Below are 19,062 nucleotides of genomic sequence, written 5' to 3'. Positions count from 1 at the left end.
CTTGAGAGGCAGGAGTTTGTCACAATACGCCTTTTCCTCCAAGACTTTACCGCCAGGACGCGCTCATGACCGCCCCCACTCCCGCCACCGCCCCGACGCCCGACGGCTGGACGCCTGAACTGCAGAACGCGCTGGACATCAGCCTGCGCGGCTGTGACGAACTGCTGCCCGTGGCGGACTGGCAGCGCAAACTGATGCGCGCCCAAACCAGCGGACAGCCGCTGCGCATCAAGCTGGGGCTGGACCCGACCGCGCCCGACATCCATCTGGGGCACACCGTGGTGCTCAACAAGATGCGCCAGCTCCAGGATCTGGGCCACACCGTCATTTTCCTGATCGGCGATTTCACCAGCCTGATCGGCGATCCGTCGGGGCGCAACAGCACGCGCCCACCGCTGACCGCCGAGCAGATCAAATCCAACGCCGAAACCTATTACCGCCAGGCCGCGCTGGTGCTGGATGAATCGCGCACCGAGATCCGCTACAACAGCGAATGGTCGGACGCGCTGGGCGCACGCGGCATGATCCAGCTGGCCAGCCGCTACACCGTGGCGCGCATGATGGAGCGCGAGGATTTCCACAAACGCTACACCGGCGGTCAGTCGATCAGCGTGCACGAGTTCCTCTACCCGCTGATGCAGGGCTACGATTCGGTCGCGCTGAAAAGCGATCTGGAGCTGGGGGGCACCGACCAGAAGTTCAACCTGCTCATGGGCCGCCACCTGCAGGCCGAGTACGGCCAGGAGCCACAGTGCATTCTGACCATGCCGCTGCTGGAGGGTCTGGACGGCGTGGACAAGATGTCCAAGTCCAAAAACAACTACATCGGCATCAGCGAAGCGCCCAACAGCATGTTCGCCAAGGTGATGTCGATCAGCGACACGCTGATGTGGCGCTGGTACGAGCTGCTGAGCTTCGAATCGCTGGCCGCCATCGCCGCGCTGAAGGCCGAGGTGGACGCCGGACGCAACCCGCGCGACGCCAAGGTGCAGCTGGCCACCGAGATCACCACGCGCTTTCACAGCGCGCAGGCCGCCGCCGATGCGCTGCAGGATTTCATGAACCGCGCGCGCGGCGGCATCCCCGATGACGTGGCCGAAGTGACGCTGTCCGGTGCGCCGATGAAGCTCACGGCGGTGCTCAAGCAGGCCGGGCTGCTGCCCTCGACCTCGGAGGCGCTGCGCATGATCGCCCAGGGCGGCGTGCGCATCGACGGCCAGGCGGTCAGCGATGCCGGGCTGGAGCTGGCCGCAGGCACCTGCGTGGTCCAGGTCGGCAAACGCCGCTTCGCACGGGTGACGCTGTCGTGAATCAGGCAGCAGGAACTGCCACCCCGCCCGCTGCGGCTGGCTGGAAACGCCGCCTGCTGGGTCCGCCCGGCCCCGATGGCGGCCTGAGCCCACGCGGCTGGATGACGCTGTCGGTGGGCGTGGCCGTGCTGACCATCGCCATCCGCATGCTGGCCTGGCTGCTGACCGGATCGGTCAGTATCCTGTCGGACGCGCTGGAATCCTTCGTCAATCTGGCCGGGGCGCTGTTTGCGCTGGGCATGGTCAGCTGGGCCGCGCTGCCGCCGGACGTTGATCACCCTTACGGGCACCACAAGGCGGAGTTTTTCTCCAGCGGCTTTGAAGGCATCCTGGTGGTGCTGGCCGCGGGCGGCATCATCTGGGTCGCGGCGCAGCGCCTGATGCACCCGCAGCCGCTGGAAACGCTGGATCTGGGCCTGGTGCTGGCGCTGCTGGGCGCGGCGCTCAACGGCGGTTTTGCCTGGCTTTTACTGCGCAAATCGCGTCAGTTCCGTTCGCAGGCGCTGGAGGGCAATGCGCGCCACCTGATGACCGATGTGGTCACCACCGTGGGCGTGGTGCTGGGCCTGATCCTGGCGCGGCAGACCGGCTGGCTGTGGCTGGATCCGGTGGTGGCGATTGCCGTGGCGCTGCACATTTTGCGCGAGGGCGCGCACCTGATCTGGGAATCGGCCCATGGCCTGATCGACGCCTCGCTGGACGACAGCCAGCTGGCCGCCATCCAGGACACGGTGCAGCAGGTGCTGGCCGGGCAGGAAGGCGTGCGCTTTGATGATCTGCTCAGCCGGGGCGCGGGCCAGCGGCAGTTTGTGTCCATGCACCTGCACGTGCCCGGCGACTGGACGGTGCAGCGCGCCACCGAACTGCGTGCCGCGCTGGAGCAGGCGCTGCTGGCGCTGATGCCCAGCCTGGTCTGCCACATCGAGATTCTGGCCGGTGACATGGAGGCCCAGTCGCAGAAGCAGGCCCTGCTGCTGGACCCCCGGCCGGCCGGCTGAACTTTACTTCTGACCGGCGCGAATCTCGCGCAGACGCTCCTGCAGGTAGCCGTCGGCGGTGATGTTGTCGAAGCGGCGCGGCCGCTCGGCGCTGACGCAGCCCGGCAGGCAGTTCAGGCTCATCTCGGGGCGCGGGTGCAGGAAGAAGGGAATCGAGAAGCGCGGCTGATGCCACTCTTCGCGCGGCGGGTTGACGACGCGGTGTGTGGTCGAGCGCAGCACGCCGTTGGTCAGGCGCTGCAGCATGTCGCCGACGTTGATCGTCAGATCGCCGTGACCCGGCTGCACCGGCACCCACTGGCCGTCCAGCGTTTTCACTTCCAGCCCCTGGGCCGACGAGCCCATCAGCAGCGTGATGAGGTTGATGTCCTCGTGCGCCGCCGCGCGCACCGCGCCCGCCGGTTCGGTGGTGATGGGCGGGTAATGGATGGCGCGCAGGATGCTGATGCCGCCCTGGATGTGCGGCACGAAATAGTCTTCGGCCAGCCCCAGATAGAGCGCAATCGCGCGCAGCAGATCAGAGCCCGTGCGCTCCAGCGCCTCGAACGTGGCCTTGAGCGTGGGCGTGAACTGCGGCCGCTCGGACACCTCCAGGTTGGGCGGCTGGTGCGCGCCCAGCGGGTCGTTCGCGGCGTAGGTCTGGCCGTGGTGCCAGAACTCTTTCAGGTCGACGCGGGTTTCGCCCTTGGCCTTTTCGGTGCCAAAGCCGCTGTAACCGCGCTGGCCATTGATGCCGGGCACGATGTATTTCTGCTTGGCCTCGACCGGCAGGCCGAAGAAATCGCGCGTTTCGGCAAAGGCCGCATCCTGCAGCGGACGCGGCACGTCGTGGCCTTTGACCACGGCAAAGCCGATGCGGGAGAAAGAATCCCCCAGTGTCTGGATGAATGCCTGCCTGCGCGCAGGATCGCTGGCGCGGAAATCGGCCAGGTTGACATCGGAAACCAGGCCTTCGGGCACTGGGACGGGAGCGTTCATGAGCAGTCCTTTCTGTCGGACATCAAAACACGGCCTGGACAACACAACCCCGCCGTTGAGGCCGCCAAACGGCAGGGCAAAAAAACAGAAATGGGCGCTTAGGGCGCTCAGGGCGCGCGGCGCAGCGTGGTTTCGATGAAATCGAGCACGCCATCGCCGTTCACCTGCAGGCAGACATCGACGTTGCGGCGCAGGCCAAAACCGGGTTCGGCGTAGCCCACGCCGTCCACGGCGAAGACCGTCTGGCCGATGGCCGGGCCGTCCAGCACCACGTCGATCTGGCCCTTGCGCGTGGTGAACAGGTCGGGGCGCAGCACCTGCACGACGGTGGCCGGATCGTGGACCGAGAAGCCGTCAAAGCCGGCCGTGTTGCGGTAGAAATTGGCGTAAAAGCGGGTGATTTCGGCCAGGAAGCCGCCCACTTTGGGCGACACCTCGCGCAGCGCCGCCATGCGCGACTCGGGCATGATGGTGTGGTGCGTCACATCCAGCCCGACCATGGTGATGGGCCAGTCGGCGGCAAAAACCATCTGCGCGGCGTGCGGATCGTTCCAGATGTTGGCTTCGGCCACCGGCGACACATTGCCGCCCCGGTGCACCGAGCCGCCCATGATGACGACGTTTTTCACGTGCTTGGTGATCTCCGGGCACAGGCGCAGCGCCATCGCGATATTGGTCAGCGGCGCCACGGGCACCAGCGTGATCTCGCCGGGCGCCGCCATGATCTGGTCGACGATGAACTGCGCGGCACTGTCCTTCACGGGCGCGAAACCGGCCGGGGCTTCGGTGTGCAGATCGCCAAAGCCGAATTTGCCGTGGACGAAATCCGGGAAGGCGTGCGGCGTGATGACCAGCGGCGTCGCCGCACCTTGGGCCACCGGCACGGGCGCCGGCATGAGCGAGGTCAGGTAGCCCGCGTTGAGCGTGCCCTGCTCAACCGCCAGGTTGCCAAAGACCGTGGTCAGGCCGACCAGTTCGACGTCGGGGTGCCAGGCGGCCAGCAGGATGGCGACGGCGTCGTCCACGCCCGGGTCGGTGTCGATGATGATGCGGTGTTTCTGGCTCATGCTCAGGGCTCCGGGTAACAGTCGGGAAATCGGTGAGGGGGAATCAGGCAGACGGCAGTTCGCGTGCCCAGGGGATCGAGGGGCTGGCGCCTTCGCGCGACACCGTGATGGCCGCCGCCTGCAGCGCGCGCTGCAGCGCCGCGCCAACCGCCAGGCCCGCGTCCAGACCGGCCAGCAGGTAGCCGGTGATGGTGTCGCCCGCCGCCGTGGTGTCGACGACGGTGGTCGGCACGGCGGCCAGGCGCCAGTCCTGCGCACCCTGCGCGGCGTGCAGGCCGTCGGCGCCCAGCGTCATCACCACCAGGGTGTCCGGGCAGCGCGCGCGCAGCCGGGCCAGCGCCTCGGGCGGCGTGTCTGCGCCGCTGAGCTGCTGGGCCTCGATCTCGTTGACCACGAGCAGCCCCAGCTGCTCCAGCGGCAGCGCTCCCAGGCCCGGCGCGCAGGGCGCAGGGTTCCACGCCACGCGGCGACCGGCGGCCAGCGCCTGCGCCCAGGTGGCGGCGATGTCATTGGTTTCGTTCTGCAAAAGCACCCAGCCGTGGTCCGGGTGAGCGTCCAGCGCGGCCTGGATGTGCTGGGGCGTCAGGCAGGCGTTGGCGCCGGGGAAGAGCAGGATGCAGTTCTCGCCCGCCGCGCTGACCTGGATGATGGCGTGGCCGGTTTCGGCCTCGCCCCGGTGGATGGCGCCAGTAGGGAGGCCCGTGCGCTCCAGCGCCTGCGCGGTCCAGACATCGTCCTGGTGGATGGCGCCAACGTGGCAGACCGCCACCCCGGCGCGCTGCAGCGCAATCGACTGGTTCAGGCCCTTGCCGCCCAGATGGCGCTCGTAGCGCTGGCAGGCCAGGGTCTCGCCCGGCCGCACGAAGTCGGCCACGTGATAGACGTGGTCGCAGTTGATGGATCCGATATTAAGAACAGGCACGGTTCAGCGCTCCTTGCGGTAGGGGCGGCCGATCGCTTTGGGCGCGATGGCCTTGCCGATGAAACCCGCCAGCAGGATCACCGTCAGAATGTAAGGCAGGGCCTGGAAGACCTGCGTGGGCAGTGCGCCGATGCCGGGGATTTCCACCCCCTGCAGGCGGGCCTGCATGGCCTGCAGAAAGCCAAACAGCAGGCAGGCGCCCAGCACGGGCAGCGGCCGCCATTTGCCGAAAATCACGGCGGCCAGGGCGATGTAGCCCGCGCCCGCCGACATGTCTTTGCTGAACGAGGCGTTCTGCGCAGTGGACAGGTAAGCGCCCGCCAGGCCGCACAGCACGCCGGTGCCGATCAGCGCCAGATAGCGCAGGGCGGCCACCGAAATCCCGGCGGTGTCCACGGCGTTGGGCTCCTCGCCCACGGCGCGGATGCGCAGGCCCAGGCGCGTGTGCATCAGCAGCACATGAACGATGGCCACCACGGCAAACGCCACATAAACCAGCACAGCCTGGCCGGATATGACCGTGGCGTAGAACTGGCCCAGCAGCGGCACATGCTCGCGCAGAATATCCACCCCCGGCAGATGCACGGGCGCAAAGCGCTGCGCGCCCTGCAGCTCGGGCGTCTGTCCGCCCATGTCAAACCAGGCCTGGCCCAGCACCACCGTCAGGCCTGAAGCCAGGAAGTTCAGCGCCACGCCCGACACCACGTGGTCGCCCTTGTAGTGAATGGTCGCCACGCCGTGCAGCAGGGCAAAAATCACGCTGGCGGCGATACCGCCCAGCAGCCCGATCCAGACCGAGCCGCTGACGCTGGCCACCGCCGCCGCCACAAAGGCCGAGACCAGCATTTTGGCCTCCAGCCCGATATCGACCGTGCCCGAGCGCTCGGCCAGGATGCCGCCCATGGCCGCCAGGATGAGCGGCGTGGACAGCCGCACCGTCGAGGCCAGGATGCTGAAGAGATTCGTCCAGATGTCGTCCATGGGGGTCTCCTCAGCCGCGTGCGCGCTGCCAGCGGCGGAACTGGTTTTCGATGGGCGAGCGCACCAGGCTGTCCAGTGCTGCCGCAAAAAAGATCACCAGCCCCTGAATGACCAGGATGAGGTTGGGATTGATGCGCGGGAAATCAAACTGCAGGTCGCCCGTGCCCTGGATGAGCACGCCAAACACGAAAGCCGCCGCCGCCACGCCCAGCGGGTGGTTGCGGCCCATCAGCGCGACGGCGATGCCCAGAAAGCCCAGGCCGCTGGTGTAGCTCAGGATCAGCCGCCCCTGCCCGCCGTACACGTCGTTGAGCGCCATCAGCCCGGCCAGCGCGCCCGAAATCAGCATGGCGATGATGATCAGCTTCTGCGCCGACAGACCGGCGTAATCGGCCGCTTTGGGGTTCTGGCCCAGCACGCGCAGCGCGTAGCCCAGGCGTGTGTGCCACAGCAGCCACCACACCGCCGCCACGGCCAGAATGGCCACCAGCAGCGAATAGTTCAGCAGCGAGGTGCCGACATCCCAGCCCCAGCCAGCCAGCGTATCCGTGATGCGCGGCAGCATGGCCGTGGCCTCCCAGCTGCGCGTTTCCAGCCCCTGGCTGGTAGAACTTTTGATCGGGCCGACCAGCAGGTAGTTCATCAGCGCGGCGGCGATGTAGTTGAACATGATGGTCGTGACCACGATGTGCGCGCCGCGCCGCGCCTGCAGCCAGGCCGGGATCAGCGCCCAGGCCGCACCAAACAGCATGGCGGCCAGCCACGCCACCAGGAACATCAGCGGCGCGCCCAGCACATGGTCCAGCCACAGGCAGGCCAGCGCCACACCCAGGCCCGCGAAATAAGCCTGGCCTTCACCGCCGATGTTGAACAGCCCGGCGTGAAAGGCCACCGCCACCGCCAGGCCCGTGAAAATCAGGTGGGTGGTGTAGTACAGCGTGGAGGCCAGTCCAATGCTGGGGTCCAGGGCGCTGGAGACCATCGCGGTCATGACCTGCAGCGGGTTCTCGCCCACCATCAGCACGACCAGCGAGGCCACGGCCAGCGCCAGGGCCAGCTGGACGGTGGGAATCAGCAGCCCGCCCAGCCACCAGGGCAGGGGCCGGGCCGCAGCGGGCAGGGCGTCAGCGCTCATGTTCTTGCTCATGGTGAAAACCGCTCAGGCGGCCGTGCTGTGCTGCTCGGCCATCAGCTGGCCGACGGTACCGATGTCGGTCTCGGCGGTGCGCAGCAGGCCGGTGATGTGGCCCCCGTTCATGACCAGGATGCGGTCCGACAGGGTGAAGATTTCTTCCAGCTCGACCGACACCAGCAGGATGGCGGCACCGGCCTTGCGGGCGCGCATCAGCTCGGCGTAGATCAGCTCGATGGCGCCGATGTCCACGCCGCGCGTGGGCTGGCCGATGAGCAGCAGGTGGGGGTCGCGCATCATTTCGCGGCCCATGACCAGCTTCTGCTGGTTGCCGCCCGACATGTCGGCGGTGCGCAGGCCGGGCACGCTGGGGCGCACGTCGAAGCGGCCGATGATCTCCATCGTGCGTTCGCGGATGCGCGCCGGAGACAAACGCCAGGCGCTGCCCAGTTCGGCATCATCGTGGTAGCCCAGCACCGCCGTTTCCTGCATGGCAAACGATTTGACCAGGCCGTGCGCAATGCGGTCTTCCGGCACGTGCGCGCAGCCCATGCGGCGCAGCTGCGTGGGCGTGACCCACTGGTCGGGCGTGTAGCGCTGGGGCGTCCCGGCGCCGCCCGCCTGCGGCAGGGTCAGCGTCAGCGTGCCGGCCTGCGGCACCGCCAGACCCGACAGCGCGGCCAGCAGCTCGGTCTGGCCGTTGCCCGACACGCCGGCCACGCCCAGGATCTCGCCCGCGTGCACATCAAACGACAGATCGTGCAGGCGCGTCACGCCCCGGTTGTCCTTCAGGGTCAGGCCCTGCACGCTCAGGCGCACCGGGCCGCTGGCGGACGGACCGCGACCGGCCTGCGCCGTGTCGTGCGGGTTGGCCTTGCGCCCGACCATGAGCTCGGCCAGTTCGGCAAAGCTGGTTTCGCGCGTGGGCCGGTGGGCGACCACACGGCCGCCGCGCATCACCGTCACGTTGTCGGTGATGTCCAGAATCTCTTTGAGTTTGTGCGTGATGATGATCACCGTCACGCCCTGCGCGCGCAGCTCGCGTAGCACGGCAAACAGCTGCAGCGCTTCCTGCGGGGTCAGCACGCCAGTGGGCTCGTCCAGGATCAGCACGCGCGCCTTGCGGTACAGCGCCTTGAGAATCTCCAGCCGCTGCTGCTCGCCCACGGGCATGTCCTCGACCCGCGTGTCCAGCCGCACCGACAGGTGAAAGCGCGCCATGATCTCTTCGAGCAGGCGGCGCGCCTGCGGCAGCGCCTTGCGCAGGAAGAAGTGCTGTTCGGCGCCCAGAATGACGTTGTCCAGCCCGGTCAGCGTATCAACCAGCATGAAGTGCTGGTGCACCATGCCCACGCCTTGGGCGATGGCGTCGGTGCTCTGGCGGATGCGCACGGGCTGACCGTGCAGCAGAATCTCGCCGCTGTCGGCCGTGTAAAAGCCGTACAGGATGGACATCAGGGTGGATTTGCCCGCCCCGTTTTCGCCCACGATGCCCTGGATGCTGCCCGCCGGAACGCTCAGGTCCACCGCGTCGTTGGCCAGCACCGAACCGAAGCGCTTGGTGATCTGCCGCAGCTCGACCGCGGGGGGTTTGGGCGCATCCATGGCTCAGTTCTCCTCGTCGCCAGTGGGGACACCGGCGGACCCGCTGCCGGGCCGCCGGTTTTTCTCTTTACCGAAGGGTCAGGCGATCAAGCGCCGCACTTGGCCTTGTCTTCGTCCTTGTAGTAATCCAGCACCTTGATCTTGCCGCTGATGATGTCGGCCTTGATCTCTTTGACCTTGGCCTCAATGGCCGGGGTGATCAGCGAGCGGTTGTACTGGTCGAGGGCCCAGTCCACGCCGCCCTCTTTCAGGCCCAGATCCTGCGTGCCGCCCGAAGGCTTGCCCTTGCCGTCGTTGGTGAAGCTGTTCTTCACCGCCACGTCCACGCGCTTGACCATCGAGGTCAGCATGGTGCCGGGGAAGAGGTAGTTCTGGTTGCTGTCCACGCCGATGGCGAATTTCTTGGCGTCCTTGGCCGCCTGGTAAACGCCCACGCCGGTGCCACCCGCTGCCGCGAAAATCACGTCCACGCCACGGTCCATCTGCGATTTGGCCAGCTCACCGCCCTTGGTCGGGTCGTTCCAGGCGCTGGGCGTGGTACCCGTCATGTTCTGCAGGACTTCGGCCTTGGGATTGGCGTATTTGGCGCCCTGGGCGAAACCGCAGGCGAAGCGGCGGATCAGCGGCACGTCCATGCCGCCAATGAAACCGACCTTGCCGGTGGCCGATTTCAGCGCGGCCACGGCGCCGACCAGGAAAGAGCCTTCGTTGTCGCGGAAGACGATGGATTTCACATTGGGCTGGTCCACCACCGAGTCCACGATGACGAACTGCGTGTTCGGGAACTTGGGCGCGACCTTTTTCAGGGCCGATTCGCCGATGAAACCGATGGTGATCACCGGATTGTTCTTGCGCTGGGCCAGGCGCTCCAGGGCCTGCTCGCGCTGGGCTTCGCCCGACAGCGTGATTTCGGTGTAGTTGCCCCCGCCCGCCTTCTTGAACTGTTCTGCGCCCGTGGCGGCCGCCTGGTTGAAGGATTTGTCGTTCTTGCCGCCGGCGTCGTAGACGATGGCGGGTTCAGCCAGAGCAGCCTGGGTGCAGGCCAGCAGGACGGCCGAAGTCAGGACTTGATAAACGGTCTTCATGGTTCGCTTTCCGCAGCACACGCTGCCAGCCAGTTGCAAAGGGAGCAGAAGATTAGCACGCGTCATCCTGGCGCGGCGCACGGTGAAAACCCTCTCTTGACTTTTGCACGCTGAATTGATTTAGCAAAACGATTCAGCATCCGGGTCTAAGAGCTGCAGCGCCCCCGTCCGGGCACCGTGCGCCGGGGGCGGCATAATCAAAACCATGCCAGCCTACAAATACGATGCCCTGACCCAGGACGGGCGCAGCCGCACCGGCCTGACCGAGGCCGATACGCCGCGCGCCGCCCGGGCGTGGCTCAAGACCCAGGGCCTGATGCCGGTGTCGGTGACCGAGGTCGCGACCCAGGCCTCGCGCGCCAGCCTGCTGGCCCGGCGCGCCTTCACGCCCGCCACGCGCACGGTGTGGACGCGCCAGCTCGCCGGGCTGGTCAGCGCCGGGCTGCCGCTGGAGCGCGCGCTGACGGCGTTGGGCGACGAAGCCGAATCCCCCGCGCAGCGCGAACTGATGGCGCAGCTGCGCAGCGAAGTCAACGGCGGCGCGCCCTTCGCGCAGGCCCTGGCGCACGCGCCGCGCGAGTTCGACGCGGTCTTCTGCTCGGTCGTTTCGGCGGGCGAGCACAGCGGCGCGCTGGGCCCGGTGCTGGAGCGCCTGGCCGACGACCTGGAAGAGCGCCAGGCGCTGCAGTCCAAACTGCTGGGTGCGGCGCTCTATCCGGCCATCGTGTCGGTGATTGCGGTGGTCATCGTGCTGTTCCTGGTGACCTATGTGGTGCCGCAGGTGGCCAGCGTGTTTGCCAGCTCCAAACAGACGCTGCCGCTGCTGACGCGCGCCATGCTGGCGATCAGCGCTGGCGTGCGCAGCTACGGCCTGTACGCCGCCGCCGCCATCGCGCTGGGCGTTTTCCTGTTCGTTCGCGCGCTGCGCGCCCCGGCTTTTGCGCTGCGCGTGGACGCCGCGCTGCTCAACCTGCCCCTCGTCGGTCGGCTGGCGCGCGGCTATAACGCGGCGCGCTTTGCTGGCACCCTGGCCATGCTGGCCAGCGCGGGCGTGCCGATTCTGAAAGCGCTGCAGTCGGCGGCCGAAACGCTGTCCAACCGCGCCATGCGCGAGGACGCGCTCGACGCCCTGGTGCAGGTGCGCGAAGGCGCGCCGCTGGCCTCGGCGCTGGCGGCCAAAAAACGCTTCCCCGGCCTGATCGCCATGTTCGCCCGCCTGGGCGAGCAGACCGGCCAGCTGCCGCAGATGCTGACCCGCGCCGCGCGCCAGCTCTCGGGCGAGGTGCAGCGCCGCGCCATGGGCATCGCCACGCTGCTGGAGCCGCTGCTCATCGTCGTCATGGGCGGGGTGGTGATGCTGATCGTGCTGGCGGTGCTGCTGCCCATCATCCAGCTCAACACCTGGGTCAAATGACATGAGAGCGCCATGAGCACCCCCCACAGCCCCAAACCGCGCCCGGCTCTGGTGGTGGCGCTGTCGTCGCGGGCGCTGTTTGATTTCGACGCCGACACCGAGCAGTTCGAGCGCGAACGCGCCGCCCTCCCCAGCCCGCCGCCTTGGGAAGACCATTTCATGGAGTTCCAGCGCCAGCGCCTGGAAAGCAGCGTGCCGCCCGGCGCCGCCTTTGCGCTGGCCAGCAAGCTGATGCGCTTCAACACGCCCGGCCAGCCGCCTCGGGTGGATGTGGTGGTGGTGTCGCGCAACGATCCGATCTCGGGGATGCGCGTGTTTCGCAGCGCGCAGCAGCGCGGCCTGCCGCTGGAGCGCGGCGTGTTCACGCGCGGCCAGCCGCCCTGGCCCTATCTTGAAGCGCTGGGCGCGCACCTGTTTCTCTCGCCGCTGGAAGCCGATGTGCGTGCCGCGCTGCAGGCCGGCATTCCGGCCGCCCGCGTCTTCAACGACGCCGCGCGCGAAACTGCCAGCCCGGCGGACGAGCTGCGCATCGCCTTCGACGGCGACGCGGTGCTGTTCTCCGACGAGGCCGAACGCATCTACCAGGAAGGTGGCCTGAGCGCCTTCACCGAAAACGAGCGCAGCAAGGCCGGTGTACCGCTGGCCGACGGGCCGCTGAAGCCGCTGCTGCAGGCACTGCACGCGCTGCGACAGATGGATTGCCCGCTGCGCGTGCGCATGGCGCTGGTCACGGCGCGGGGCGCTCCGGCGCACGAGCGTGCGCTCAACACCCTCACGCAGTGGGGGCTGGCGATGGACGAAGCCTTCTTCCTGGCCGGCCTGCCCAAAGGGCCTTTCCTGGCCCGCTTCCAGCCCGATTTTTTCTTTGACGACCAGCGCGGCCACATCGACAGCGCCCGCTCGCACGCCCCCGTCGGCCATGTGCTGCAGGGCGTGAGCAACCCGGATTGATCCATGACCGAAGCCCTTCTGACCGCCAACCCTTTCCCCGCCGCCACCTCTGGCCCCGCAGGCCCCGGTGCGGACCGCATCCTGGTGATGCGCCTGATGCCCATGCCGCGCGATCTGAACGGCGCGGGCGACGTGTTCGGCGGCTGGCTGCTGGCCCAGCTCGACCTGGCCGCCAGCGTGCTGCCAGTGCGCCGTGCGCGCGGCCGCGTGGCCACCGTGGCGGTCAACGAGGTGCTGTTCAAGAAGCCCGTTTCGGTCGGCGACCTGCTGAGCTTTTACGCCCGCATCACCCGCATCGGGCGCACGTCCATGACCACGCACATCGAGGTGATCGCCGAGCGCAACCCCTCCGATCCGCACTTCACCGTGGTCGCCGAAGCCACCTTCACCTTTGTGGCGCTGGACGAAAAAGGGCAGCCGCGCCCGGTGCCTGATCGGGAAGACTGAAGCCCAGCACGAAGCGCGCCCCGCCCAGCGGGTTCTCGCCGTCTGGGGCCAGTGTCAGCGTGGCATCGTGCATGGCAGCGATCTCGCGGGCGATGGCCAGCCCCAGGCCGCTGCCCTCGGCGCTGACTTCCAGCGAGCGGTAGAAGGGCTCGAAAATGCGCTCGCGGTCGGCCTCCGGAACGCCCGGGCCCGAATCCTCGACGATGACTTCTGCGCAGCCCACGCGGGCCTGCACGCGCACCGTCACCACCCCGCCCTGCGGCGTGTAGTTGATGGCGTTGTCGACCAGATTGCGCACCAGCTCGCCCAGCAGCAGGGCGTGGCCGGGCAGGATCAGCGCCTGCGCCACGCCGCCGTCAATTTCGGCCAGCTCGTCGTCCGTCACGTCGGGCGGCAGGCCGCTGTCGGGTGCCGCTTCGGGCTGAGGCAGGACGGCGGCGCAGTCCGGATCGATGTCGGTTTCCAGCCCCAGATCAATGCGCCGCGCCATGGCGCGCGGCACGCTGTCCTGCGTCACGCCGGTGACCAGGGCCAGCAGATCGAGCGGGTGCTTCTCCACCGTCTGCGCCTTGTCCTCGGCATGCGCCAGCGCCAGCAGCTGGTTGACCATATTGGCCGCCTTCTGGCTGGAATAGGCGATGTGCTGCAGGCTGGGCCGCAGCGCCTGTGCGGTGGCGCCGTCGTCGATCTGCTGCTGCGCCAGTTCGGCCTGCATGCGCAGCCCGGCCAGCGGCGTCTTGAGCTGGTGCGCGGCGTCGGCCAGAAAGTGCTTCTGTGAGGCCAGCGAGCGGCTGAGCTGCTGCAGCAGCCCGTTGATCGACTGCACCAGCGGCACGACCTCTTCGGGGGCGCGGCTCTCGTCCATGGGGCTCAGATCGTGGCTGTCGCGCTGGAAAATCTGCTGCTGCACATGGTGCAGCGGCGCAATGGCGCGGGTCAGCGCCAGCCAGACCAGCAGCAGCGCCAGCGGAAACAGCGCCGCCTGCGGCAGGATGACGCCGCGCAGGATGTCCTGCGTCAGCGTGTACTGGTCGCGCGTCAGCAGCGCGCTGCGCAGCAGCACCGGGTGATTCAGCCCGGGCACGCCGCGCAGCCACAGCCGCGCCACCCGGCGCTCACCTTTGGCGCTGGGCAAGGTGTCCAGCACCACCTGCCCGGCCGGAGACGGCCGCAGGGAGAGCTGGGCGAGAAAATCGCGGGTGCTGGCGTCCGAAGCGGCCAGCAGGCGGCCGTCCTGCGCGTGGACATCCCACCAGTAACCGGGGTTGTCCAGCGCCGCCTGCGCCTGCGGCGAATACCAGCCCCAGCGCACCAGCTGCTCGCCAATGTGGGCGGTCTGGGCGCGCAGCTGGCCGTCAAAATACTGGTTGGTGATGTGCTGCGACACCAGCCAGACCAGCGCCATCGAGCACAGCCAGAGCAGGAAAAGCGGCAGCAGCATCCACTCCAGCAGCGTCTCGGCCAGCGACAGGTTGGCGCGCGCGGCCTCGCGGCGGCGCAGCCAGGCGCGCCAGACCACTCAGGCCGTCCGGCTGGCCGCCGGAGCGATTTTCTCCAGGCAGTAGCCCAGGCCGCGCACGGTGGCGATGCGCACCGGGCCCTGCTCGATCTTCTTGCGCAGGCGGTGGATGTAGACCTCGATGGCGTTGCTGCTGACCTCGTCGCCCCACTCGCACAGCTTGTCGATCAGCTGGTCCTTGCTGACCAGGCGCCCGGCGCGGCGCAGCAGCACCTCCAGCAGGGTGATTTCGCGTGCGGACAGATCCAGCATGCGCCCGTCCATGTAGGCCACCCGGCCCGAGGCATCGAAGCTCAAAGGCCCATGCTCGATCACCGCCGACGCCGATCCCAGGCCGCGGCGCGTCAGGGCGCGCACGCGGGCCAGCAGCTCGGCCAGATCAAAGGGCTTGGACATGAAATCGTCGGCGCCCAGGTCCAGCCCCTTGACGCGCTGCTCGACGTGGTCGGCCGCCGTCAGGATCAGCACCGGCATGCTGCTGCGGCGCTCGCGCAGGCGGCGCAGCACCTCAAAACCATCCAGCCGGGGCAGGCCCAGGTCCAGGATCAGTACGTCGAACTCCTGGGTGGACAGCGCCGCATCGGCGTCACGCCCGTTCCCCACCTGGTCGACCACGTAGCCCGCATGACGCAGGCTGCGCAGCAGGCCATCGGCCAGAACCTGGTCATCTTCTGCAATCAGGACACGCATGGAAACAATACTCCTCCTTGCGGGGGGTGCGGTGGTGGCCCCCGGACTGAAGCGTTATTATCCGGGGTCATCGGGCCACAGCCGCCCCAAAGGTCTCGGGACTTTCCCGCAGGCCCATCGTTTTTTCAGACCCCACAGACCTGCCGCCAGCGCACAAGGAAAACATGTCCACTACCCTGACCAACGACCGGGCCAAGGCCCTGCAGGCCGCTCTGGCCCAGATCGAAAAACAGTACGGCAAAGGCACGATCATGCGCCTGGCCGAGGGCGAGGCCATCGAGGACATCCAGGTGGTCTCCACCGGCTCACTGGGTCTGGACGTGGCGCTGGGCGTCGGCGGCCTGCCGCGCGGGCGCGTCGTTGAAATCTACGGCCCGGAATCGTCGGGCAAGACCACGCTGACGCTGCAGGTCATCGCGCAGATGCAGAAGCTGGGCGGCCAGTGCGCCTTCATCGACGCCGAACACGCGCTGGACGTGCAGTACGCGCAGAAGCTGGGCATCCAGCTGAGCGATCTGCTCATCAGCCAGCCCGACACGGGCGAACAGGCGCTGGAGATCGTCGATGCGCTGGTGCGCTCGGGCTCGGTCGATCTGATCGTCGTCGATTCGGTCGCGGCGCTGACGCCCAAGGCCGAACTGGAAGGCGATATGGGCGATTCGCTGCCCGGCCTGCAGGCCCGCCTGATGAGCCAGGCGCTGCGCAAGCTCACCGCCAACATCCAGAAAACCAAGTGCACCGTCATTTTCATCAACCAGATCCGCATGAAAATCGGCGTGATGTTCGGCAGCCCCGAAACCACCACCGGCGGCAATGCGCTGAAGTTCTACGCCTCGGTGCGCCTGGACATCCGCCGCACCGGCGCCATCAAGCGCGGCGAGGAAGTCATCGGCAGCGAAACCAAGGTCAAGGTCGTGAAGAACAAGGTCGCACCCCCCTTCAAGACGGCCGAATTTGACATCCTTTACGGCGAAGGCACCAGCCGCGAGGGCGAGATCATCGACATGGGCGTGGCCCAGAACATCGTCGAGAAATCGGGCTCGTGGTACGCCTACGGCGGCGAGAAAATCGGCCAGGGCAAGGACAACGCCCGCGAGTTCCTGCGCGAAAACGCCGCGCTGGCGCTGGAGATCGAAAACAAGGTACGCGCTGCACTGAACGTGCCCGCTGCTGCAGGCGCTGCCCCGGCCGCCGCCGCTCCGGCCGAAGGCTGATCCCGAAAGCCCCCATGCCTGCGGCAGAACGGCTGGCCCACTCCCTGCGCCAGCGGGCGCTGGCCAGCCTGTCGCGGCGCGAGTACGGCCGCACCGAGCTGTCGCGCAAACTGCTGCAGTGGCTGCGCCGCCAGCCGCCTGAAGTGCTGGGGGTGACTGAGGCGCCCGGCGACGAAGCGGCGCCCTCCCCGGCGACCTCCCCGGCGTCCTTCCCGGCGCTGGTCGACAGCGTCCTCGATGGCCTGGCCGCCAGCGGCTGGCTGGACGAGGCCCGCGCCGTCGAATCCCGCGTGCGCCAGCGCGAGGGCGGGCGTGGCCTGCGCCGCATCGAGCAGGAACTGCAGCAGCTCGGCCAGCGCCTGGACGCGCCGCTGCGCGATCGGCTCAGGGACAGCGAACTCGCCCGCGCCCACGCCCTGTGGTCGCGCCGCTACGGCCAGCCGCCACTGGACGAGCGCGAACGCGCCCGCCAGTCGCGCTTCCTGCTCTCGCGCGGCTTCGGGATGGACACCGTGCGCCAGCTCTGGGCCGGCTGGGAGCCGCCGCAGGACGAGGCCTGAAGCCACTTTGCCGGGGGCCGGGTGTCAAGTTACGCTCAGGTTGGGCGGACCCAGCGTGTTACATTTGTCGCCGTCATTGACTTCCAACCCTCAGACCTCCCATGAAAATTCATGAATATCAAGGCAAGGAGCTCCTGCGCCAGTTCAACGTGCCTGTGCCTCGCGGCTACCCGGCGTTCAACGTCCAGGAGGCTGAAGAAGCCGCTCAGAAGCTGGGTGGCGCGGTCTGGGTGGTGAAAGCCCAGATTCACGCCGGAGGTCGCGGCAAGGGCGGCGGCGTCAAGGTCGCCAAGTCGCTGGACGACGTCAAGGCACTGTCCGGCCAGATCCTGGGCATGCAGCTCAAGACGCACCAGACCGGCCCCGAAGGCCAGAAAGTCCGCCGCCTCTACATCGAGGAAGGCGCGGACATCAAGAAAGAATATTACGTCTCGCTGGTCACCGACCGCGCGTCGCAGAAGGTGGCGTTCATCGCATCGTCTGAAGGCGGCATGGACATCGAAGAAGTCGCGCACAGCACGCCCGACAAGATCATCACCGAGATCATCGACCCGCTGACGGGTCTGGGCGCTGCGCAGGCCGAGAAAATCGCCCGCGCCATCGGCCTGGGCGATGTGTCGATCGCGCAGGCGGTGACGCTGTTCCAGAACCTGTACCGCTGCTACATGGAGACCGACGCGTCGCTGGTGGAAATCAACCCGCTGAACTGCGACAGCAAGGGCACCCTGATCGCGCTGGACGCCAAGTTCAACTTCGACAGCAACGCCCTCTTCCGCCACCCCGAGATCCTGGAATACCGCGACCTCGACGAAGAAGATCCGGCCGAAATCGAAGCCAGCAAGTTTGACCTGGCCTACATCAGCCTGGACGGCAACATCGGCTGCCTGGTCAACGGCGCGGGCCTGGCCATGGCCACCATGGACACCATCAAGCTGTTCGGCGGCGAACCGGCCAACTTCCTGGACGTGGGCGGTGGCGCTACGGCCGAAAAGGTCACCGAAGCCTTCAAGATCATGCTCAAGAACCCCGAGGTCAAGGGCATTCTGGTCAACATCTTCGGCGGCATCATGAAGTGCGACACCATCGCCGAAGGCGTGATCGCCGCGTGCAAGGCGGTCAACCTGAGCGTGCCACTGGTCGTGCGCATGAAGGGCACCAACGAGGATCTGGGCAAGAAGATGCTGGCCGAATCCGGCCTGCCCATCATCTCCGCCGACACCATGGCCGAAGCCGCGACGAAAATCGTCGCCGCCGTCAAGTAAGCCCGCCCAGAGCCAAGGAACACGAACATGAGCATCTACATCAACAAGGACACCCGGGTCATCACCCAGGGCATCACCGGCAAGACCGGCCAGTTCCACACCCTGGGCTGCCAGGCTTACGCCAACGGTAAAAACTGCTTCGTCGCGGGCGTGAACCCCAAGAAGGCGGGCGAGAAGTTCTCGGACATCCCCATCTACGCCACCGTCAAGGAAGCCGCGCAGCAGCAGGGCGCCACGGTGTCGGTGATCTATGTGCCGCCCGCCGGTGCCGCCGCCGCGATCTGGGAAGCCGTTGAAGCCGATCTGGACCTGGTCATCTGCATCACCGAAGGCATTCCCGTGCGCGACATGCTGGAAGTGCGCAACAAAATGAAGGCCAAAGAGGCTGCTGGCGGCAAGAAAACCCTGCTGCTGGGCCCCAACTGCCCCGGCCTGATCACGCCGGAAGAAATCAAGATCGGCATCATGCCCGGCCACATTCACCGCAAGGGCCGCATCGGCGTGGTATCCCGCTCGGGCACGCTGACCTATGAAGCCGTGGCGCAGCTGACCGAAATTGGCCTGGGCCAGTCGTCTGCCGTCGGCATTGGGGGCGACCCCATCAACGGGCTCAAGCACATCGACGTGATGCGCGCTTTCAACGACGATCCCGAAACCGACGCCGTCATCATGATCGGCGAAATCGGCGGTCCGGACGAGGCCGAAGCGGCACGCTGGGTCAAGGATCACATGAAAAAGCCGGTGGTCGGCTTCATCGCGGGCGTCACGGCGCCTCCGGGCAAGCGCATGGGCCACGCCGGCGCGCTGATCTCGGGCGGTGCCGACACGGCCGATGCCAAACTCGCCATCATGGAAGAGTGTGGCTTCACCGTGACGCGCAACCCGTCCGAAATGGGCAAGCTGCTCAAAGCCCTGCTCTGACCGGAT

Annotated in this window: 18 protein-coding genes; 9 read left to right on the top strand and 9 right to left on the bottom strand. The window is 67.4% G+C overall.

Going from position 1 to position 19,062, the window contains the following annotated elements; translation table 11 throughout:
- Nucleotides 1-65: 65 nt before the first annotated feature.
- Both tyrS and RV045_RS00275 read left to right on the top strand, forming a co-directional pair.
- Nucleotides 66-1,310: a tyrosine--tRNA ligase gene (tyrS, locus tag RV045_RS00280; RefSeq protein WP_423233753.1), complete on the top strand. Its 1,245-nt coding sequence runs from the start codon at nt 66-68 to the stop codon at nt 1,308-1,310.
- Entirely contained in the window at nt 1,307-2,308 is a 1,002-nt protein-coding gene (locus RV045_RS00275) for a cation diffusion facilitator family transporter (protein WP_423233752.1), read from the top strand. The genes tyrS and RV045_RS00275 overlap by 4 nt, the downstream gene beginning before the upstream one ends.
- 3 nt (nt 2,309-2,311) lie before the next feature.
- On the opposite strand, the gene RV045_RS00270 is transcribed toward RV045_RS00275, so the two are convergent.
- The 7 genes from RV045_RS00270 to RV045_RS00240 form a co-directional block, all read right to left on the bottom strand.
- On the bottom strand, nt 2,312-3,286 hold the full coding sequence (locus RV045_RS00270) for an isopenicillin N synthase family dioxygenase (protein ID WP_423233751.1): 975 nt from the start codon (nt 3,284-3,286) through the stop codon (nt 2,312-2,314).
- 107 nt (nt 3,287-3,393) lie between these two features.
- Nucleotides 3,394-4,353: a nucleoside hydrolase gene (locus RV045_RS00265; RefSeq protein WP_423233750.1), complete on the bottom strand. Its 960-nt coding sequence runs from the start codon at nt 4,351-4,353 to the stop codon at nt 3,394-3,396.
- 43 nt (nt 4,354-4,396) lie between these two features.
- Nucleotides 4,397-5,275: a ribokinase gene (locus RV045_RS00260; RefSeq protein ID WP_423233749.1), complete on the bottom strand. Its 879-nt coding sequence runs from the start codon at nt 5,273-5,275 to the stop codon at nt 4,397-4,399.
- A 3-nt stretch (nt 5,276-5,278) separates the two neighbouring features.
- Nucleotides 5,279-6,256 (bottom strand): ABC transporter permease, encoded by a 978-nt coding sequence (locus RV045_RS00255; protein WP_423233748.1) that lies wholly within the window; start codon nt 6,254-6,256, stop codon nt 5,279-5,281.
- A gap of 10 nt (nt 6,257-6,266) precedes the next feature.
- Nucleotides 6,267-7,391, bottom strand: a complete 1,125-nt coding sequence (locus tag RV045_RS00250; protein ID WP_423233747.1) for an ABC transporter permease — start codon at nt 7,389-7,391, stop codon at nt 6,267-6,269.
- A gap of 24 nt (nt 7,392-7,415) precedes the next feature.
- On the bottom strand, nt 7,416-8,993 hold the full coding sequence (locus tag RV045_RS00245; RefSeq protein ID WP_423233746.1) for an ABC transporter ATP-binding protein: 1,578 nt from the start codon (nt 8,991-8,993) through the stop codon (nt 7,416-7,418).
- Between the two features lie 86 nt (nt 8,994-9,079).
- A complete protein-coding gene (locus tag RV045_RS00240; RefSeq protein WP_423233745.1) occupies nt 9,080-10,078 on the bottom strand; it encodes a BMP family lipoprotein in 999 nt (332 codons plus the stop codon).
- A 205-nt stretch (nt 10,079-10,283) separates the two neighbouring features.
- On the opposite strand from RV045_RS00240, the gene gspF reads away from it, so the two are divergent.
- Genes gspF through RV045_RS00225 form a run of 3 tightly spaced genes read left to right on the top strand, consistent with a single transcriptional unit; the run spans nt 10,284 to nt 12,890 of the window.
- Nucleotides 10,284-11,492, top strand: a complete 1,209-nt coding sequence (gene gspF / locus RV045_RS00235) for a type II secretion system inner membrane protein GspF (RefSeq protein ID WP_423233744.1) — start codon at nt 10,284-10,286, stop codon at nt 11,490-11,492.
- A 12-nt stretch (nt 11,493-11,504) separates the two neighbouring features.
- Nucleotides 11,505-12,443, top strand: a complete 939-nt coding sequence (locus RV045_RS00230; protein WP_423233743.1) for a 5'-nucleotidase — start codon at nt 11,505-11,507, stop codon at nt 12,441-12,443.
- Between the two features lie 3 nt (nt 12,444-12,446).
- A complete protein-coding gene (locus tag RV045_RS00225) occupies nt 12,447-12,890 on the top strand; it encodes an acyl-CoA thioesterase (RefSeq protein ID WP_423233742.1) in 444 nt (147 codons plus the stop codon).
- Here the strand turns inward: RV045_RS00225 and RV045_RS00220 are convergent.
- On the bottom strand, nt 12,829-14,409 hold the full coding sequence (locus RV045_RS00220; protein WP_423233741.1) for a sensor histidine kinase: 1,581 nt from the start codon (nt 14,407-14,409) through the stop codon (nt 12,829-12,831). The two genes, RV045_RS00225 and RV045_RS00220, sit on opposite strands and share 62 nt — an antisense overlap.
- Nucleotides 14,410-15,099, bottom strand: a complete 690-nt coding sequence (locus RV045_RS00215; protein WP_423233740.1) for a response regulator — start codon at nt 15,097-15,099, stop codon at nt 14,410-14,412.
- A 164-nt stretch (nt 15,100-15,263) separates the two neighbouring features.
- Here RV045_RS00215 and recA point away from each other — a divergent pair, with 164 nt between their 5' ends.
- From recA to sucD, 4 genes are all read left to right on the top strand, one after another.
- A complete protein-coding gene (gene recA, locus RV045_RS00210) occupies nt 15,264-16,313 on the top strand; it encodes a recombinase RecA (RefSeq protein WP_423233739.1) in 1,050 nt (349 codons plus the stop codon).
- A gap of 14 nt (nt 16,314-16,327) precedes the next feature.
- On the top strand, nt 16,328-16,873 hold the full coding sequence (locus RV045_RS00205; RefSeq protein ID WP_423233738.1) for a regulatory protein RecX: 546 nt from the start codon (nt 16,328-16,330) through the stop codon (nt 16,871-16,873).
- A gap of 101 nt (nt 16,874-16,974) precedes the next feature.
- Nucleotides 16,975-18,135, top strand: coding sequence for an ADP-forming succinate--CoA ligase subunit beta (gene sucC / locus RV045_RS00200; RefSeq protein ID WP_423233737.1), 1,161 nt, complete (start codon nt 16,975-16,977; stop codon nt 18,133-18,135).
- A gap of 27 nt (nt 18,136-18,162) precedes the next feature.
- The gene (gene sucD / locus RV045_RS00195; protein ID WP_423233736.1) at nt 18,163-19,056 is read left to right on the top strand and encodes a succinate--CoA ligase subunit alpha; all 894 of its coding nucleotides are present in this window, start codon (nt 18,163-18,165) and stop codon (nt 19,054-19,056) included.
- The last annotated feature ends 6 nt before the right edge of the window (nt 19,057-19,062 follow it).

Origin of the sequence: Amphibiibacter pelophylacis, from assembly GCF_037688875.1 — a bacterium.
In the GTDB taxonomy this organism is placed as follows: domain Bacteria; phylum Pseudomonadota; class Gammaproteobacteria; order Burkholderiales; family Burkholderiaceae_C; genus Amphibiibacter; species Amphibiibacter pelophylacis.
This window is presented reverse-complemented; position numbering and strand designations above follow the sequence as displayed.

Bases quoted from the DNA above. Each gene is read 5' to 3' on its own strand.
- tyrS (WP_423233753.1), top strand. From the start codon at position 66: ATGACCGCCCCCACTCCCGCCACCGCCCCGACGCCCGACGGCTGGACG.
- RV045_RS00270 (WP_423233751.1), bottom strand. From the start codon at position 3,286: ATGAACGCTCCCGTCCCAGTGCCCGAAGGCCTGGTTTCCGATGTCAAC.
- RV045_RS00265 (WP_423233750.1), bottom strand. From the start codon at position 4,353: ATGAGCCAGAAACACCGCATCATCATCGACACCGACCCGGGCGTGGAC.
- RV045_RS00255 (WP_423233748.1), bottom strand. From the start codon at position 6,256: ATGGACGACATCTGGACGAATCTCTTCAGCATCCTGGCCTCGACGGTG.
- RV045_RS00250 (WP_423233747.1), bottom strand. From the start codon at position 7,391: ATGAGCGCTGACGCCCTGCCCGCTGCGGCCCGGCCCCTGCCCTGGTGG.
- RV045_RS00245 (WP_423233746.1), bottom strand. From the start codon at position 8,993: ATGGATGCGCCCAAACCCCCCGCGGTCGAGCTGCGGCAGATCACCAAG.
- RV045_RS00240 (WP_423233745.1), bottom strand. From the start codon at position 10,078: ATGAAGACCGTTTATCAAGTCCTGACTTCGGCCGTCCTGCTGGCCTGC.
- gspF (WP_423233744.1), top strand. From the start codon at position 10,284: ATGCCAGCCTACAAATACGATGCCCTGACCCAGGACGGGCGCAGCCGC.
- RV045_RS00230 (WP_423233743.1), top strand. From the start codon at position 11,505: ATGAGCACCCCCCACAGCCCCAAACCGCGCCCGGCTCTGGTGGTGGCG.
- RV045_RS00225 (WP_423233742.1), top strand. From the start codon at position 12,447: ATGACCGAAGCCCTTCTGACCGCCAACCCTTTCCCCGCCGCCACCTCT.
- RV045_RS00215 (WP_423233740.1), bottom strand. From the start codon at position 15,099: ATGCGTGTCCTGATTGCAGAAGATGACCAGGTTCTGGCCGATGGCCTG.
- recA (WP_423233739.1), top strand. From the start codon at position 15,264: ATGTCCACTACCCTGACCAACGACCGGGCCAAGGCCCTGCAGGCCGCT.
- RV045_RS00205 (WP_423233738.1), top strand. From the start codon at position 16,328: ATGCCTGCGGCAGAACGGCTGGCCCACTCCCTGCGCCAGCGGGCGCTG.
- sucC (WP_423233737.1), top strand. From the start codon at position 16,975: ATGAAAATTCATGAATATCAAGGCAAGGAGCTCCTGCGCCAGTTCAAC.
- sucD (WP_423233736.1), top strand. From the start codon at position 18,163: ATGAGCATCTACATCAACAAGGACACCCGGGTCATCACCCAGGGCATC.